The following is a 16576-nucleotide window of genomic DNA, read 5'->3' as shown; positions in this document are numbered from 1 at the left end:
CGATCAGAGCGGCGTCGGTAACCGCCCCTCCGCTCACAGCCGCGCCATCGCCTCGGCGGCGATCATCCGCGCCTCACCCTTCATGCCGATCGCGTTGAGCGCCGCGATCATCTGATAGAAATCCCCCGCCGGCACGGTCTGCCAACGCGGATTCTGCATGCCGACGGCCACCAGCAATGCGATCGTGCCGCGCTGCCGCCCGTCAACCGCACGCTTGAGTGCCTTGGCATAAGGGCTGGACGGATTGACGGCGAGCCCGGCCTCCTGTGCCAAGGTGGTGACCTCGGCCGGTGCTACGCGGCCCAGCCCGAGCAACCCGGCCAGCAGCAAAGCGGTGCGATGGCGCCCGGTCTCGCCGCCACGATCGGCGAGCTTGCCCAAACGATCGGCAGTGACCTGCACCACCGGCCGGCTCGCGCCGACCGCGAGCATCGCCCACGCCCGATCGCCATCGGCGCCACCCGCCGCCTCCGCGACGCTCGCCCAGCGTTGCGCCTGCAGATCGAGCCCGGCCGACAGCATGGACGCCACCAGAGGTGCCACATCGTCAGACTGATCCGACGACACCTTGATGCCTGCAGCGGCGCGGGCGGTCAGGATCGAGGCGGCATATTTGTCCCGCTCGCCACCCTCGCCATTGGCGGCCGCGTCCCACAGCACATGCATCGCCGACAGCCGCGCATCGTCATCGTCGCCGCGATAGGCGGCACGCAGGCGGCCGGCGGGGCTATCCGTATCCTGTTCGCCGCTCTCGTCCATCACGGCGCCATAGAGATCGACCAGATCGACGCTCGACATCGGGCCGATCGCCGTCGCGACCCGCGCCGGCGCCACGCGATTGGCCGCGCTCAGCATGGGCGCGCGCGCCAGCCACGCCTGGAACCAGGCCGGGGCGGCATCGAGCAGGCTTTGCGGGATGAGTACGCCGAGCGCGCTGGCAATGCCGAAGCGCCAGTCGGTCAACGAATCGATCCCCGTCCAATCGATCGTGACCTCACGCCGCCCCCCACCACCGGCCGCGACCAGTTTTTCGGCAAGCTTGTGATCGATCGGATCGCCTTGGGGCGCTCGTCCGATCGTCGCGTTTGCAGTCGCTTCATCGCCCGACAAGGTCGCGCACATTGCGCGGATCATCGGCCAGATCGGCTGATCGCCGACCTGCTCGGCACCGTCGGGCAACGGACAAAGACCCGCCGGATCGGCATTGGCCAGCGCCGATCCGATCGCGACGCGACGCAGGCGCGGACTGAAATTATCGACATCGACGCCCTGGACGAGCCTGCGGGCCGCGTCCGCTTCGCCCAGCCGCAGCAGCAGGGCGGCGCGATCAGCAACCCAATCCGCCTTATCCTCACCACGCGGGGCGGGGGTGGCCTGGACCAGCATGCGCCGCAACGTGATCTCGGCCCAGCGCGACGCGATCGGTGTCTGAACGCGCCGCATCAGCGTCGCCAGATAACGTCCGTCGGCATCGCCGAACGCATCGGTGCCGTAGATCGGGGTCGTACCGACCATGTCGAGCGAGCGCTTGGCGGAGGCCGGCATTTCCTCCGCGGGTGTCGTTATCGCATTGACCAACGCATCGAGCGACTGAAGCGAACCGTTCGTCTCCGCGATACCCTCGTCAGCACCGGGGACGGGCGGAGGCGGCGGCGCGGCTTCCGGCTCTGCCGGCACAACCGGGGGCGGAAGGCTCCGTGTCGGCGCAGCGGCCGGCGCGCTCGGCGTCGATGGCGCGGGGCGTGCCGGGGCCGGCGCGCCGAAGCCGGGCGGCAAGAGCGACTGCGGCGCCTGCTGGCCCAATGCCGGCAAGGTCAGGGCGAGGCCGGCGACGCCCGCCGCCAGCGCCCCAAGAATTGGCTTAATGCGCCGCGGCATTCGTCACCGGCTGCTCCACATTCGTCATCGGCACCTCGCGATCGAGCGAGGCGAGCCCGAACAGAACGAGGAGGACGACCACCACGAGGATGGCGAGAATCAGGATCGGGCGCGACATATCAACCTTTTTGCATTCCACCCGGGGGAGGGCCGGAGCGGCGTTTTGCCCGAGGCGGGGGTCCTGTGTATAGCCCCAACGACCATGCACGCCACGCCCGCACCCCGGACCGACCTCAACCGTCCGCTCGTGCTGATTGGTTTGATGGGCGTCGGCAAGACCACGGTCGGCCGGCGGCTCGCTCAGCGCCTCCATTTGCCCTTCGTCGATTCGGATCGTGAGATCGAGGATGCGGCCGGCATGACGATCGCCGAGATGTTCGAACGCTTTGGCGAGCAGCAGTTTCGCGACGGCGAGCGTCGGGTGATCCAGCGGCTGATCGACGGGCGGCGCAAGGTGATCGCCACCGGCGGCGGCGCTTTCATGAACGAACAGACGCGCGCACTCATCCTGGAACGCGCAACCGCGATCTGGCTCGACGCCGATATCGACATGCTGGTCGAACGGGTCGGCCGGCGCCTGGGCTCGCGGCCTTTGTTGAAGGATGGCGATCCGCGCGAGAAGCTTGCCGCACTGGCAGCGGTGCGCAATCCGATCTACGCGCTGGCCCCGATCCACATCAAAAGCCGCCCGCTTCCGCACGAGGCGACGGTCGGCGAAATCATGAAAGTGCTCGGACTGTGATTCGCGTCGATGTCGGCCTCGGCCGGCGCAGCTACCCCATCCTGATCGAAGCCGGGCTGCTCGATCGTGCCGCCACACACCTGGCGGGTATGGCACGGCGCAAGCGACTGGTGGTGGTAACCGACGAGAATGTCGCTGCCGCCCAGTTGCCGCGTTTCGCCGCCGGGCTCGGCGATATCGTCATCGAGCCGATCATCCTGCCCCCCGGCGAAGCGACCAAGAGCTGGAGCGTGCTCGAGCAACTGAGCGACCGGCTGCTCGATCTCGGCGTCGAGCGTAGCGACCATATCGTCGCGCTCGGCGGCGGTGTGATCGGCGATCTGGTCGGTTTCGCCGCCTCGATCCTCAAGCGCGGCTGCGGCTTCATCCAGGTGCCGACCACCTTGTTGGCGCAGGTCGACAGTTCGGTCGGCGGCAAGACCGCGATCAACACGCGTGCCGGCAAGAATCTGATCGGCGCATTCCACCAGCCCGATCTCGTCCTGATCGATCCGACGACGCTCGACACCCTCCCCCACCGCGAAGTCGCGGCAGGCTATGCCGAGGTCGTCAAATACGGCCTGATCGACGATCCCGATTTCTTCGCGTGGTGTGAGGCGAACGGGCCCGCCCTGCTGGCGGGCGACGCCGCGGCACGGACCCATGCCATCGCTTATTCGGTTTCCGCGAAGGCGCGGGTCGTTGCCGAGGACGAGCGCGAAACGACCGGTACGCGCGCGCTCCTCAATCTCGGTCACACCTTCGGCCATTCGCTGGAGGCGGAGACCGGCTTTTCCGACACGTTGCTGCATGGCGAGGCTGTCGCGTGCGGCATGGCGCTCGCCTTCCGCTTCTCCGCCGCGCAGGGCCTGTGCCCCGATCAGGATGCAACCCGCGTCGGCTACCACCTCGCGCGTTCCGGCCTGCCGACGACATTGGCCGAAGCCCACGCCATAGCGCCCGGCGCACGTCTGGTCGAACATATGGCGCACGACAAGAAGATGGAGGGCGGCAAACTGCCCTTCCTGCTCGCGCGCGGTATCGGGGAAACCTATCTGGCGAAGGATGTCAGCCTGGCTGCGGTGGAGCAGTTTCTGGACGGGGAACGGTAAGAGACTTCCTCCCCTTTTGCGCGAAACGGTCCGTTCGGCTGGTTGAGCGCGATTGCTCGCATTATCTGTCTGTCACCTGAACTTGTCTCAGGGTCCACCGTGCGAACAGCACCGTCCTGGCGGATGCTGGAACAAGTTCAGCGTGACGAAAAAAGGGGATAGTGCTCACCTGATGGGGCGAGGGGTTCGGCGCATCATTTCCCTTTGAACGCCAGCAGCACCCAGCCCGCGATCATCCCCGCGCCGCCGATCGGCGTAATCGCCCCCAGCCAGTGCGGGAACCCGAGGGCCATGGCGTAAAGCGTCCCGGCGAACAACAGCGAGCCCGCAAGCAGCAACATCGCGGCTAGCGGCGCCCGCAGCACCGAAGCCGCCACCAGCGCGCCGACGGCATGGATCAGTTCATATTCGCCGCCCGTCTTGAGCCATTCGGCCGCCCTGCCGGATGCGCCATGCGCCCCGAAAGCACCCGCCATCACGGCGATCGCGGCAGACACGGCCGCAAGCCGCGAGATCAGACCGGACTTCAATCCTCATACTCCTCGAGCGGGCGATCGGGCAGGAACGGCACGCGCGCTTCCTGGGAGAATAGCCCTTTGTCGGCTTGCACGGCGAGCCGCTCCTTGTCGCGGGCGCGGTAAACCCGCTCGATCCGCGCGACCTCGTCATCATGCAGGCCCAGTGTTCCCAATACTTTACGCCCCGTCAGCACCGCGCTTTCGAACAATTCGCGGACGACGAGCGTAACGTCGAGCCCGCGGTAGCGCATCAGCGCGCGGCGATCATAGGCGCGTACGAAGATCGCGGCCTGCCGAAACGTCTTGAGCGCGGTTTCGAGTTCCTCGCGGCTCAATTGATCCTTGTCCATCGCAAACACGATCGCTCTCGCCTCGTCGGCGCCGGCCTGCCGCAGCAGTTCGAGCCTGGTGCCGTCGCCGTAATAGACTTTAAGCCCGAATTTGGCGGCGACGTCGATCTGCTCGCCATCATTGTCGATGATCGTGACCGGGATCCGCGCGCCGATCAGCATCTGCACGATCGTTTGCCCGAAACGGCCATAGCCCACGACGATCGCGGCGCCATGCTCGGCCTTTTCGGGGCCGTCGAGATCGTCGCGCCGTTCCATGACGTCATCCTGGCGCAGCCGGCGGCTCAGCATCATCAGGAAAGGCGTGGTCGCCATCGACAAGGTCACGACCGCGCCGACCAGACTTGCCGCCTCGGGTGCGACCAGTTGCGCAGCCGTCGCCTGCCCGAACAGAACGAAGCCGAACTCACCCCCCTGGCTGAGCAGCAGGCCAAGCGCGAAAGCGGGCCGCCGCTCGACGCCGAACAGCAGGGCGAGCAGGAAGATCACCAGCGTCTTCACGCCGACCACCGCCGCAGCCAGTCCGACCACGAACAGAGGTCGCGCAATGATCGCGTGCAGGTTGAGCGCCATGCCGACCGCGAGGAAGAACAGGCCCAGCAGCACGGTGCGGAACGGCTCGACATCCGCCTCCAGCTCATGCCGATAGGGTGAGTCCGCCAGCATCACGCCGGCGACGAACGCGCCGAGCGCGGTCGACAGGTGGAGCGCCTCCATGACGGCCGAGGCGGCCAGTACGGTAAACAAGCCGGCAGCCACGAACAGCTCGCGCTCGCCCAGCCCCCCGATCAACCGGAACAGGGGGTTGATCAGATACCGGCCAGCGAGCACCAGCCCGAGCACGGCGCCGACCGTGTAGAGGGCCAGCATCCAGCCCGGCGGCGCGGCGGGGTCGGCCGGCACCCTACTGAGGCTCGCGATGATCGTGATGAGCGGGACGATCGAGAGGTCCTGGAACAGCAGGACCGAGAAGGCCCGCTCGCCGAAAGGCGTATTCAGCCGTCCGGCCGATCGCAGCATCGGCAACACCTGCGCGGTCGAGGACAGCGCGAGCGGCAGACCGAGCGCCAGCGCCGCGGGAACGCTGAAACCGGTCAGCCTGACGACGACCGCCAGTACCACGCCGCACAAAGCGACCTGCACGAGCCCGAAACCGAAAATGTCGCGCCGCAGCCGCCACAGCCGGGTCAGGTTGAGCTCGAGACCGACGATGAACAGCAGCAAGGTGATGCCGAGCTCGGCGATGCTGAGCTTCGATTGCGCCCCGTCGATCAGACGCAATGCCTGCGGCCCGATCAGCGCGCCGGCGACGAGATAGCCGAGCGTGGCACCCAGCCCAAGCTTGCGGAACAGCAGCACGAATGCCAGCGCGGCGCCGAGCATGATGACGCCATCGGTAACGGTCGATTCGCTCACGTGCCGGCCGTTTGCGAGGCGTGGGCGGAGGCAGCGGCTTCGGCGACGGCTTCGAACGCCAACCGAATCGACGGATGGCGTGCGCTGTGCGGGCGGGCGGGCACGAACACGTCTAGCCCCGGCCAATCGCCCGGATCATCGCGTTCGCCGGCGAGGAACGCGGTTAGCGCATCGCGCGCCGCCTCCAGTTCGGGCAGCGTCCGGCCGATGGCGTGGGCGCCCATCAACGAAGCCGACGCCTGCCCGAGCGCGCAGGCGCGGACGAGTTGACCGAGCTCTGTCACCCTGCCCTGCTCATCCAGCACGACATCGACCGTGACGCGGCTGCCGCAGATCGGCGAGCGCCGTTCGGCGCTGCCCTGGGGCTCGGCCAGCCGCGTCTGATGCGGGATGCTGGTGGCGAGTCTCAGGATGGTGGGGTTGTAGAGCGCTGCCGACATGCGACGGATAGTAGGGACGCGATCGCCGTTCCGCTACCGTGCCGGATCATTCCCTGCTCGTGCCGCTGTCGCTCGATGAATTTTGGTCGGGCTCATGCCCGAGCGCGCGGCGGCGCTGTACCCAATCGACCACGGCGCGTCCGCTCGCGTTGAGCAACGGATAAGTGCGTGAGGTGCGGAGCCATTGCGGGCGCTCCGACGCGCTGCCGAAGACCATGTCATAGCCGAGGTTCACGCCAAGAAAGAGCACGGTCGCGATCAGCAATCCCTTGAGCGCGCCGAAACCGATGCCGAGCGCGCGATCGACCGGCCCCAGCACCGATTGCCGCGTTCGCCGCCCGAGCGAGGCCGCCACCATCCGGCCGCCGAAGAAGACGATGCCGAAGATCAGCACGAAGGCGAGCACCTTGGCGCCGCTCTCGCTATGCGTGATTCCCGTCAGGGCGTGGGTCGCGGGCGTATGGGTCATCTTCAGCGCGAGGATCGCGGCAACCCATGCGAACAGCGACAGCACTTCGGTCACGAACCCGCGAAACGCGCCCAGCACCGCGCCGCCGCCGATCAATACGAGGACGATGACGTCGAGCGCGGTCAGCATGCGATTCGGGGCTCGGCGGCGAGTGATGTGCGGACGATCATAATCTCAGTTCATGCCAGATCGTATGGAAGCAGGACAGCGTCGGTGAGGTGGTCACGTGCTTGCCGACCGAGATGCCAGGCTTTGCTGGCATAAAGTCAATGGAAGGCGCTGCGCCCCCCACTTCTCTCGTCGTCTCCCCAGCGAAAGCTGGGGTCTCAGGAGAGGTTAACGAGATCATCCGCCAGGTCGGCCCATTCCGGGTTCGCCTCCTCGATCAGCCTGATCTTCCATTCTCGCTGCCACGCCTTCAGCGCCTTTTCACGCGCGATGGCCTCGAGGATAAACCCATATTGTTCGGCATGAACCAATCGGGTCAGGTTGTATTCGCGACAGAAAGCGGCGCCATTGCCCGCGCGATGCTGGGTAATGCGATGGGGCAAGCTGCTGGTGACTCCGACATAGAGTACGCCGCGCGGTTTGTTGGTCATGATGTAAGTCCAGCCGCCACGGCGCATTCTTGCCTCCTGAGATGCCAGCCTTCGCTGGCATGACGGGTTCTGGGTCACCGGCCCAGCATGTGATCGACCAAGGCGCCGAGCGTCGGAAAGGCGTTGACGGTCAGGCCACCATCTCCATCCTTGGTTCCGCTCGGCAGCAGCGCGCGGCCGAAACCGAGCTTCGCCGCCTCTTTGAGCCGCAGCCCGGCATGCGCGACGCCGCGCACCTCACCCGACAGGGCGATCTCACCGAACGCAACTGCATCGGACGGGATCGGCCGCTCCGCCAAGGCCGAGACCAACGCCGCCGCCACCGCCAGATCCGCGCCTGGATCGGCGATGCGATAGCCGCCCGAGACGTTGAGATAGACTTCGCAGGTCGAGAAGCTCAGTCCGCAGCGCGCCTCCAGCACCGCCAGCGTCATGGCGAGGCGGCCGCTATCCCAGCCGACCACCGCACGACGCGGGGTCGCACCCGAAGCTAGCCGCACGACCAGAGCCTGGATCTCGACCAGCACCGGGCGCGTTCCCTCCATCGCCGGGAAGACGATCGCGCCCGCGATCGCATCGCCACGCTGGGTCAGGAACAAAGCCGAGGGATTGGCGACTTCGGACAGGCCCTGCGCCTCCATTGCGAACACGCCGATCTCGTCGGTGCCGCCGAAGCGATTCTTCACCGCACGCAGAATGCGATATTGATGGCTGCGCTCGCCTTCGAAGCTCAGCACGGTATCGACCATATGTTCGAGCACGCGTGGGCCCGCGATCGTGCCATCCTTGGTGACATGCCCGACCAGCACCACGGCGGTGCCGCGATCCTTGGCGTAGCGAATCAGCTCCTGTGCCGACGCGCGGACCTGGCTGACCGTGCCGGGGGCGCCTTCGATCAGATCGGAATGCATCGTCTGGATCGAATCGATGATCAGGAACGCCGGCGGTGCGCCCGCATCCAGCGTAGTCAGGATATCGCGCACCGACGTCGCCGTCGCGAGCTGCACTGGAGCCTGCCCCAGACCCATGCGCCGCGCGCGCAACCGCACCTGATCGGCAGCTTCTTCGCCCGATACATAGGCGACGCGCGCGCCCGCCTGCGCCATTCTGGCTGCGGCCTGCAGCAGCAAGGTCGATTTGCCGATCCCCGGATCGCCGCCGATCAGGGTCGCCGACCCCGCCACCAGCCCGCCGCCAAGTGCCCGATCCAGTTCGGCAATTCCTGTCGAAAGGCGCGGTGGCAGCGCGATATCGGCATCCAGCCCCGACAGCATGATCGAACGGCCGCCCGAGCGCAGATCATGCTTGGCCGCAAACGGCGTCACCACGCCGCCCGATTCCTCGACCAACGTATTCCAGTCGCCGCAATCGACGCACTGGCCCTGCCATTTGTTCGAGACGCTGCCGCATTGCTGGCAGACGAAGCGGCGTTGCGGCTTGGCCATTCCTGATTCCCGGACTGCGAACGAAGCAAGAACATAGGCAAGGATGACGGATGGAGCAAGCCGGATGCGTCGTCCGCTCTGGTCTTCGCTCCGTTCTGGCCCTAATCAGACCGCTATGGGCTTTTTGCGAACGCTCTTCTGGGTGGCCGTTACCGTGGTGGTGGTCGTCTTTTCGATCCGCAACTGGGTGCCGGTGACGATCAATCTGTTCGGCGACCTCCAGGCCGACGTGAAGCTGCCCGTGCTGTTGATGATCGTGTTCCTCATCGGGTTCGTGCCGCTTTATCTGTGGCACTACGCCTGGCGCTGGCGCGAACGCCGGCGGCGGACGAGCGAACTGGGCGCCGCGGTTCAGCCGGTGGTGACGCCCGAGCCCGCATTGTACCAGCCGCCCACACCCGGCTTCGGCCCCGCACAGGCAGATTGATGTCCAATCCCATCTTCGTTGCAATCGATACGCCCGATCTGGGGCGTGCCATCGCGCTGGCCGAACGGGTGCGTCACCATGTCGGCGGGCTGAAGCTCGGTCTCGAATTCTTCTCCGCGCACGGCCATCAGGGGGTGCGCGAGATCGCCAACCTCGGCCTGCCGATCTTCCTCGATCTCAAGCTTCACGACATTCCCAATACGGTCGCCAGCGCGATCCAGGCGCTGCATAACCTTGCACCATCGATCCTGACGATCCACGCTGCCGGTGGTCGCGCGATGCTGGAAGATGCCAAGGCGGCCGCGCCCCCTACCTGCCGCGTGGTTGCCGTGACTGTGCTCACCAGCCTCGATGCGGGCGATCTCGAAACGATCGGCGTATCGGGCGGCGAGCATGCGCAGGTCGAACGGCTGACCGGGCTGGCGCACGAGGCGGGCCTCGATGGCGTGGTCTGCTCCGGGTTCGAGGTCGCGGCTGCGAAGAAGATCTGGCGCGACGGCTTCTTCGTCGTGCCGGGCGTACGGCCCGCAGGAGGCGCCGTGGGCGATCAAAAGCGCGTCATGACTCCGCGCCAAGCGCTCGACAACGGCGCCTCGATCTTGGTGATCGGCCGGCCGATCACCAAGGCCGAAGACCCCGACGCCGCTGCGAGAGCGATCGGCGCCACTTTATAGCTGTCCCTTGAAAGGCGCGGGGTTAGTCGCCATCGAACGCCCATGCCTGTCCAGACCAAGATTTGCGGCCTTTCCACCGCGCCGACCGTCGATGCCGCCCTCGCGGGCGGTGTGGCATGGCTGGGCTTCATCTTCTTTCCGAAAAGCCCGCGCCATGTGGAGCCCGAGCAGGCGGCCGCGCTGGTACGGCGCGCGCCGGTCTCGGTCGGCAAGGTCGGCGTGCTCGTCGATCCGGATGACGCTCTGATCGCGCATGTCCTCAAGGCAGGCCTGACCGCGCTTCAGTTCCACGGCAACGAGACGCCCGAGCGGCTCGCGGCCCTTCGCCGCCGCGGCATCGAAATATGGAAGGCGATTCCCGTGCGCACCCGCGCCGACCTCGACGCCGCAGCCCGCTATCGCGGTGCTGTCGATCGCATCCTCTACGACGCCAAGACACCGCCCGGAACCTTGCCCGGCGGCATGGGGATGCGCTTCGACTGGACCCTGCTCGATGGTTTCACCCATCCTTTGCCGTGGCTGCTGTCGGGCGGGCTCGATGCGGAGAATGTCGCCGACGCGGTGCGCATCACCGGCGCACGCGCGATCGACGCGTCGTCGGGCGTGGAGAGCGTGCCCGGCGTCAAGAATGTGGACAAGATCGCCGCCTTCCTTCAAGCGACCGCGCAATCATGACCATTCCCAACTCGCTCCGCCAAGGCCCCGACGCGTCGGGCCATTTCGGTGATTTCGGCGGCCGCTATGTCGCCGAGACATTGATGCCGCTCATCCTCGAGCTCGAGCGCGAATATCGCGCGGCCAAGGAAGATCCGCTCTTCCATGCCGAACTCAATGGGCTGATGACCCATTATGTGGGCCGGCCGAGCCCGCTTTATTATGCCGAGCGGCTGACGGAGGCGCTGCGCCGCGATGCCCCCGCCGGCATGGGAGCCAAGATCTATTTCAAGCGCGAGGAGCTGAACCACACCGGCGCGCACAAGATCAACAATTGCATCGGCCAGATATTGCTCGCGCGGCGGATGGGCCGCACGCGCATCATCGCCGAAACCGGCGCCGGCCAGCATGGCGTGGCGACGGCGACGGTCGCGGCGCGCTTCGGCTTGCCCTGCGTGATCTACATGGGCGCGGTCGATGTCGCCCGACAGCAGCCCAACGTGTTCCGGATGAAGCTGCTCGGCGCGGAGGTGGTGCCCGTCACCAGCGGCGCGCAGACCCTCAAGGATGCGATGAACGAGGCGCTGCGCGACTGGGTCGCGAACGTCGACGACACGTTCTACATCATCGGCACCGCCGCCGGTCCGCACCCCTATCCCGAGCTGGTGCGCGATTTCCAGGCGGTGATCGGCCACGAAGCGAAGCAGCAGATGCTGGAGGCCGAGGGCCGCCTGCCCGATCTGCTTGTGGCAGCGGTCGGTGGCGGATCGAATGCGATCGGGCTGTTCCATCCTTTCCTCGACGATCCCGAGGTCGCGATGCTGGGGATCGAGGCGGCCGGCCATGGCGTCCATACGGACAAGCATGCCGCCAGCCTCAACGGCGGTACGCCCGGCATCCTCCACGGCAACAAGACCTATCTGCTGCAGGACGAGGACGGCCAGATCACCGAGGCGCATTCGATCTCGGCCGGCCTCGATTATCCCGGGATCGGGCCCGAGCATGCTTATCTGCACGACATCGGCCGCGTGAAATACGAGCCCGTGACCGACAAGGATGCGCTCGACGCCTTCCAGCTCTGCTCGCGGCTCGAAGGCATCATTCCTGCTCTCGAATGTTCGCATGGTATTGCTGCAATCGTCCATAAAGCACGAGAATATCGCGAAGATCAGATCATCCTGCTCAACCTGTCAGGGCGCGGCGACAAGGACATCTTCACCGTCGCCGACGAATTGGGGGTCGAGCTTTGAGCCGCCTCGACGAAACCTTCGCCCGTCTCCGCAGCGAAGGCCGTGCCGCGCTCGTGACGTTCGTCACCGGTGGCGATCCCTCGCCCGGAGCCACGCCCGCCATTCTCGATGCCTTGGTCGAGGGCGGCGCGGACGTGATCGAACTCGGCATGCCGTTCACCGACCCGATGGCCGACGGCCCCGCGATCCAGCGGGCCAATCTGCGTTCGCTCGCCGCCGGTACGCGGACGGCCGACCTTTTCCGGATCGCCAAGGACTTTCGGGATCGCCATCCGGCGGTGCCGCTGGTGCTGATGGGCTACGCCAATCCGATGCTGCGCCGGGGCGACCAATGGTTTGCCGAGGCCTGTGCCGAGGCCGGCGTCGATGGCGTGATCTGCGTCGATGTGCCGGCCGAAGAGGATGCCGCGATCGGCCCTGCTTTGCGCTCGGCCGGGATCGACGTAATCCGTCTGGCCACACCGACAACCGATGTCACGCGGCTGCCCGCCGTGATCGATGGCGCCGGTGGCTTCCTATATTATGTCTCCGTCGCGGGCATCACGGGCATGCAGCAGGCGACCAACACCAGCATCGCCGAGGCGGTCGGACGGCTACGCGAGGGCACAGATCTGCCGATCGCGGTCGGCTTCGGCATCCGCGTACCCGAGCAGGCCGAAGCGGTGGCACGCGTCGCCGACGGCGTAGTAGTGGGATCGGCGATCATCGATCTGGTTGCCAAAGCAGCGGCGGAGAACCGCGATCCCGCGCCCGATGTTCTCAATCTGATCAAGAGTTTGAGCAAAGCTGTTCGCGCAGCAACGAAGGAGGCGACAGCATGAGCTGGCTCGATCGCGTTCGCAATGCAGTGCCCTTCCTGCAAAAGAAGGAAACCCCGGACAATCTCTGGCACAAATGCGCCGGGTGCGGGACGATGCTCTTCACCAAGGAATATGAAGACAATCAGTCGGTCTGCCCGAAGTGCCAGCATCATGGCCGCATCGGCAGCGACGCGCGCTTCGACCAGATCTTCGACAGCGGGCTATACACCCCCCTGCCCGGCCCGCAGGTGCGCGAGGATCCGCTCAAGTTCCGCGACAGCAAGCGTTACGCCGATCGCATCAAGGCGGCCCGCACCAAGACCGGTGAGAGCGATGCGCTGATCAACGCGGTCGGCCGTATCGAGGGCTACAAGGCGGTCGTGGGCGTCCAGGATTTCGCCTTCATGGGCGGATCGATGGGGCTGGCGGTGGGCGCAGCATTCATCGCCGGGATCGAGGCGGCGATCGCCGAGCATTGCCCCTACATCATCTTCACCGCCGCCGGCGGCGCGCGCATGCAGGAGGGCATTCTCAGCCTGATGCAGATGCCCAAGACCACGGTCGGCATCCAGAAATTGCGCGAAGCAGGCCTGCCCTACATCGTCGTGATGACCGATCCGACCACAGGCGGCGTCACCGCGTCCTATGCGATGCTCGGCGACGTCCAGATCGCCGAGCCGGGTGCGCTGATCGGTTTTGCCGGCCAGCGCGTGATCGAAAGCACGATCCGCGAGAAACTGCCCGAGGGCTTCCAGCGCGCCGAATATCTGCTCGCACACGGCATGATCGACATGGTCGTCCATCGCCACAAATTGCGCGCCGAACTCGCCCGGCTGATTTCCTATCTCTGCCCCGGCCGCGCCGCAGCCTGACAATGGACGGCGCCAGGTCCGATCATCCCGGCGTGCAGCGTCAGCTCGACCGGCTGACCTTGCGGTCGCCCGGCCCCGACGTGCTCGGGCTCGATCGCGTCAGCCGGCTGCTTTCCGTGCTGGGCGATCCGCATCTCCATCTGCCGCCGGTACTCCATGTCGCAGGCACCAACGGCAAGGGATCGACGTGCGCGTACCTGCGCGCCGCGATCGAGGCCGCTGGCTTGACCGCGCACGTCTACACGAGCCCGCATTTGCTGCGCTTCAACGAGCGGATCCGGATCGCCGGCAAGCTGATCGAGGATGACGCGCTCGCCTCGCTTCTCGAGGAAGTGCTCGACGCGGGCGACGGCATCACCGCCAGCTTCTTCGAGATCACCACCGCCGCTGCCTTCCTCGCCTTCAGCCGGACGCCGGCCGATGCGTGCATCATGGAAGTTGGCCTCGGCGGCCGCCTCGACGCCACCAACGTCATCCAGCACCCCATTGCCTGCGGGATCGCGCAGCTCGGGCTCGACCATCAATTCTTCCTCGGTGACACGATCGAAGAAATCGCCGCCGAGAAGGCCGGTATCGCCAAGCGTGGCGTCCCGCTTTTGACCTTTGCCTATCCGCCGTCGCAGGCCGCGCAGGTCGAGCGGGTCGCGAACGAAGCCGGCGCGCTCTGGCTGCCGCGGGGCCAAGCGTGGGATGCGCCCGTCAGCCGCGGCAAGCTCCATTACCGCGATGCGAAGGGCGAGCTCGAACTCCCTTTGCCCCGCATGGCCGGCGCGCATCAGGCTGCGAACGCCGCGCTCGCGGTCGCGATGCTGCGCCACCAGCAGGTGCTGACGATCCCGGACTCGGCGCTGCGTGCAGCGATGGGCTGGGCGGACTGGCCTGCCCGGCTCCAGCGGCTTTCGACCGGGCCTGTGCCGGCCTTGCTGCCTGCCGGAAGCGAATTGTGGCTCGACGGCGGGCACAACCCGGCCGGCGCGCGCGCCATCGCCGAATTCTTCCGCACCCGCGTCGCCCCGGGCCGCCCGTTCCACATCCTGATGGGCATGCTCGCCAACAAGGATCTGCGCGGTTTCCTCGAGCCCTTCGCCGGCAGCGGCGTACGGCTACGCGCCTTTCCGGTGCCCGGCCATGAGCATCATGCGCCCGAGGAGATTGTCGCAGCCGCCGAGTCGCTGGGGCTGGTCGGATCGGTGATCGCCGATCCCCTTTCGGGCCTACGCGAGATCGCGAAAGACGGCGGCGAACCGCCGGTCGTGATGATCGGCGGCACGCTCTATATCGCCGGATCGGTCCTCGGCGCGAACGGTACCCCGCCGACCTAGCCCCCTCGTTGAGTCGATCTTGAGGATTGGCGCAACGTACCAGCCCGTATAGTTTGCCCCCAAACAGGTTTGGGAGGACGGGATGCGGAAGAGCGGATTCATCGCAAGGGCAGGCATGGGCACGGCACTTTCCATGTGCCTGCTGGCCGCGGCGCCGGCGCTGGCCCAAGGCGCGAAGCCGGGCTGCGAGGCGCTGGCCGGCACCGCGCTCGGCGATCATGGCAAGATCGAGTCGAGCGTGACCGTCGCCGCGAAGGACGGCACGCCCTCCTATTGCGAGGTCAAGGCGTGGCTGACCCCGGTCGCGGGATCGCATATCGGCGTCGTCTATCGCCTGCCCGATCAGTGGAACGGCAAGATCCTCGGCTCGGGCGGCGGCGGCTGGGCGGGCAACGTCACCTTGATGGCCGCGCAACCCGGCTTGGCGCGCGGCTATGCTACTGCACAGACCGATGGCGGCCATCCCGGCACATCGGTGTGGGACAATGAATGGGTCGCCAGCCCCGAGGCGGTGAAGGACTTCTCCTACCGCGCGATCCACGAGATGACGGTCGCGTCCAAGCAACTCGTCCGGCTCTATTATGGCCGCGAGCAGGCGCACACGTACTATCAGGGCTGCTCGACCGGCGGGCGGATGGGACTGATGGAAGCGCAGCGCTTCCCTACCGATTATGACGGCATCATCGCCGGCGCGCCTGTCTACTCGCTCCAGGTGCAGACCTCGTCTCTGTTGCGGAACAAGATGTTTGCCGGATCGGGCCTGACCAACGAACAACTGGCGTTCGTGCAGGCAGCGGTCCTCTCGGCCTGCGGCGGAACGCAGGGCTATCTCAACAATCCACGCAAGTGCAGCTGGGATCCGAAGGTGATCACCTGCAAGGCGGGCGCTTCGGCCGGCGGCTGCATAACCCCGGAGCAGGCGGTGGCAATGCGCACGGCCTATGCCGGCATCCGCGCGCCCGACGGGACGTGGGCCGCTTTCCCGCTGATGCGCGGCGGCGAGGCCGGTTGGAGCCGCTTTATCGCGACCGCGCCGGGCGCCAAGGATGTGACGCGCGGCGGCGGCATGCTCGGGCTGAAGCCTCTGCTGTTCGCCAACGCCGATATCGACTTGGTCAACCTCACCCCACAGGAGGTGATGGTCGCGCGATCGAGCGAATTCGCGAAGACTTATGAGGCGACCAACCCGGACATCAGCGCCTTCGCCGGGCGCGGCGGAAAGCTGATCCTATGGCATGGCGAAAGCGATCCGGGGCCAAGCCCGATCGGCACGATCGAATATTATCAGGCGGTCACCAAGGCCAGCCCGGCCGCGGCCGGCAATGTCCGCCTGTTCATGGCGCCGGGCACCGAACATTGCGGCGGCGGCCCCGGCCTCAACCGCCCCGACACGCTGACCGCGCTCGAACAATGGGTCGAGCAGGGCCAGGCACCGGCGATGGTGGTGGCGACGCATGACTCCGGGCCGATTAGGCGGCCACTGTGCCCATTCCCAGCGGAGGCGAGTTATAGTGGCACCGGCGATGTGAACGATCCGAAGGCGTATCGCTGTTCATAAAGCAGCCCCTCCCGCTGGGGGGATGGGGACCTCGACGCGAAACGGCGCGGTGGAGGGGCGCGGTCCGGCAG

The 16576-nt window shown here is 66.6% G+C and carries 18 protein-coding genes; 10 read left to right on the top strand and 8 right to left on the bottom strand.

Going from position 1 to position 16576, the window contains the following annotated elements; all coding sequences use genetic code 11:
- Positions 1-33: 33 nt before the first annotated feature.
- Together AB4Z44_RS04155 and AB4Z44_RS04150 are read right to left on the bottom strand one after the other, a co-directional pair.
- A complete protein-coding gene (locus tag AB4Z44_RS04155) occupies positions 34-1878 on the bottom strand; it encodes a hypothetical protein (protein ID WP_404712808.1) in 1845 nt (614 codons plus the stop codon).
- A complete protein-coding gene (locus tag AB4Z44_RS04150; protein WP_404712807.1) occupies positions 1862-1996 on the bottom strand; it encodes a hypothetical protein in 135 nt (44 codons plus the stop codon). The genes AB4Z44_RS04155 and AB4Z44_RS04150 overlap by 17 nt, the downstream gene beginning before the upstream one ends.
- Before the next feature lie 84 nt (positions 1997-2080).
- Here AB4Z44_RS04150 and AB4Z44_RS04145 point away from each other — a divergent pair, with 84 nt between their 5' ends.
- Together AB4Z44_RS04145 and aroB are read left to right on the top strand one after the other, a co-directional pair.
- Positions 2081-2620, top strand: a complete 540-nt coding sequence (locus tag AB4Z44_RS04145) for a shikimate kinase (RefSeq protein ID WP_404712806.1) — start codon at positions 2081-2083, stop codon at positions 2618-2620.
- Positions 2620-3711: a 3-dehydroquinate synthase gene (aroB, locus tag AB4Z44_RS04140; RefSeq protein WP_404714349.1), complete on the top strand. Its 1092-nt coding sequence runs from the start codon at positions 2620-2622 to the stop codon at positions 3709-3711. Before AB4Z44_RS04145 ends, aroB begins: the two co-directional genes overlap by 1 nt.
- Positions 3712-3905: 194 nt before the next feature.
- On the opposite strand, the gene AB4Z44_RS04135 is transcribed toward aroB, so the two are convergent.
- From AB4Z44_RS04135 to radA, 6 genes are all read right to left on the bottom strand, one after another.
- Positions 3906-4229 carry a DUF423 domain-containing protein gene (locus AB4Z44_RS04135; protein ID WP_404714348.1) on the bottom strand — a complete coding sequence of 108 codons (324 nt, stop codon included), beginning with the start codon at positions 4227-4229 and terminating at the stop codon, positions 3906-3908.
- Positions 4230-4237: 8 nt separating this feature from the next.
- Positions 4238-5962 (bottom strand): cation:proton antiporter, encoded by a 1725-nt coding sequence (locus tag AB4Z44_RS04130; protein ID WP_404714347.1) that lies wholly within the window; start codon positions 5960-5962, stop codon positions 4238-4240.
- 29 nt (positions 5963-5991) lie between these two features.
- Positions 5992-6435, bottom strand: coding sequence for an iron-sulfur cluster assembly scaffold protein (locus tag AB4Z44_RS04125; protein WP_404712805.1), 444 nt, complete (start codon positions 6433-6435; stop codon positions 5992-5994).
- Positions 6436-6481: 46 nt separating this feature from the next.
- On the bottom strand, positions 6482-7033 hold the full coding sequence (locus AB4Z44_RS04120; protein ID WP_404712804.1) for a CvpA family protein: 552 nt from the start codon (positions 7031-7033) through the stop codon (positions 6482-6484).
- Between the two features lie 197 nt (positions 7034-7230).
- Entirely contained in the window at positions 7231-7530 is a 300-nt protein-coding gene (locus tag AB4Z44_RS04115; protein WP_404712803.1) for a GIY-YIG nuclease family protein, read from the bottom strand.
- Between the two features lie 47 nt (positions 7531-7577).
- A complete protein-coding gene (gene radA, locus AB4Z44_RS04110; RefSeq protein ID WP_404712802.1) occupies positions 7578-8948 on the bottom strand; it encodes a DNA repair protein RadA in 1371 nt (456 codons plus the stop codon).
- 115 nt (positions 8949-9063) lie between these two features.
- On the opposite strand from radA, the gene AB4Z44_RS04105 reads away from it, so the two are divergent.
- From AB4Z44_RS04105 to AB4Z44_RS04070, 8 genes are all read left to right on the top strand, one after another.
- A complete protein-coding gene (locus AB4Z44_RS04105) occupies positions 9064-9375 on the top strand; it encodes a hypothetical protein (RefSeq protein WP_404712801.1) in 312 nt (103 codons plus the stop codon).
- Positions 9375-10049, top strand: a complete 675-nt coding sequence (gene pyrF / locus AB4Z44_RS04100; RefSeq protein WP_404712800.1) for an orotidine-5'-phosphate decarboxylase — start codon at positions 9375-9377, stop codon at positions 10047-10049. The genes AB4Z44_RS04105 and pyrF overlap by 1 nt, the downstream gene beginning before the upstream one ends.
- A 42-nt stretch (positions 10050-10091) precedes the next feature.
- Positions 10092-10724, top strand: coding sequence for a phosphoribosylanthranilate isomerase (locus tag AB4Z44_RS04095; RefSeq protein WP_404712799.1), 633 nt, complete (start codon positions 10092-10094; stop codon positions 10722-10724).
- Positions 10721-11953 carry a tryptophan synthase subunit beta gene (gene trpB / locus AB4Z44_RS04090; protein ID WP_404712798.1) on the top strand — a complete coding sequence of 411 codons (1233 nt, stop codon included), beginning with the start codon at positions 10721-10723 and terminating at the stop codon, positions 11951-11953. The genes AB4Z44_RS04095 and trpB overlap by 4 nt, the downstream gene beginning before the upstream one ends.
- Positions 11950-12774: a tryptophan synthase subunit alpha gene (gene trpA / locus AB4Z44_RS04085; RefSeq protein WP_404712797.1), complete on the top strand. Its 825-nt coding sequence runs from the start codon at positions 11950-11952 to the stop codon at positions 12772-12774. The genes trpB and trpA overlap by 4 nt, the downstream gene beginning before the upstream one ends.
- Positions 12771-13625, top strand: coding sequence for an acetyl-CoA carboxylase, carboxyltransferase subunit beta (gene accD, locus AB4Z44_RS04080; RefSeq protein WP_404712796.1), 855 nt, complete (start codon positions 12771-12773; stop codon positions 13623-13625). Before trpA ends, accD begins: the two co-directional genes overlap by 4 nt.
- A 2-nt stretch (positions 13626-13627) precedes the next feature.
- Entirely contained in the window at positions 13628-14947 is a 1320-nt protein-coding gene (locus AB4Z44_RS04075) for a bifunctional folylpolyglutamate synthase/dihydrofolate synthase (RefSeq protein ID WP_404712795.1), read from the top strand.
- An 82-nt stretch (positions 14948-15029) separates the two neighbouring features.
- Entirely contained in the window at positions 15030-16505 is a 1476-nt protein-coding gene (locus tag AB4Z44_RS04070; RefSeq protein WP_404712794.1) for a tannase/feruloyl esterase family alpha/beta hydrolase, read from the top strand.
- The last annotated feature ends 71 nt before the right edge of the window (positions 16506-16576 follow it).

Origin of the sequence: Sphingomonas sp. MMS24-J13, from assembly GCF_044905095.1 — a bacterium.
Taxonomy (GTDB): Bacteria; Pseudomonadota; Alphaproteobacteria; order Sphingomonadales; family Sphingomonadaceae; genus Sphingomonas_I.
The sequence above is the reverse complement of the archived record's forward strand: the minus strand, read 5'-3'. Positions and strand labels throughout refer to the sequence as shown.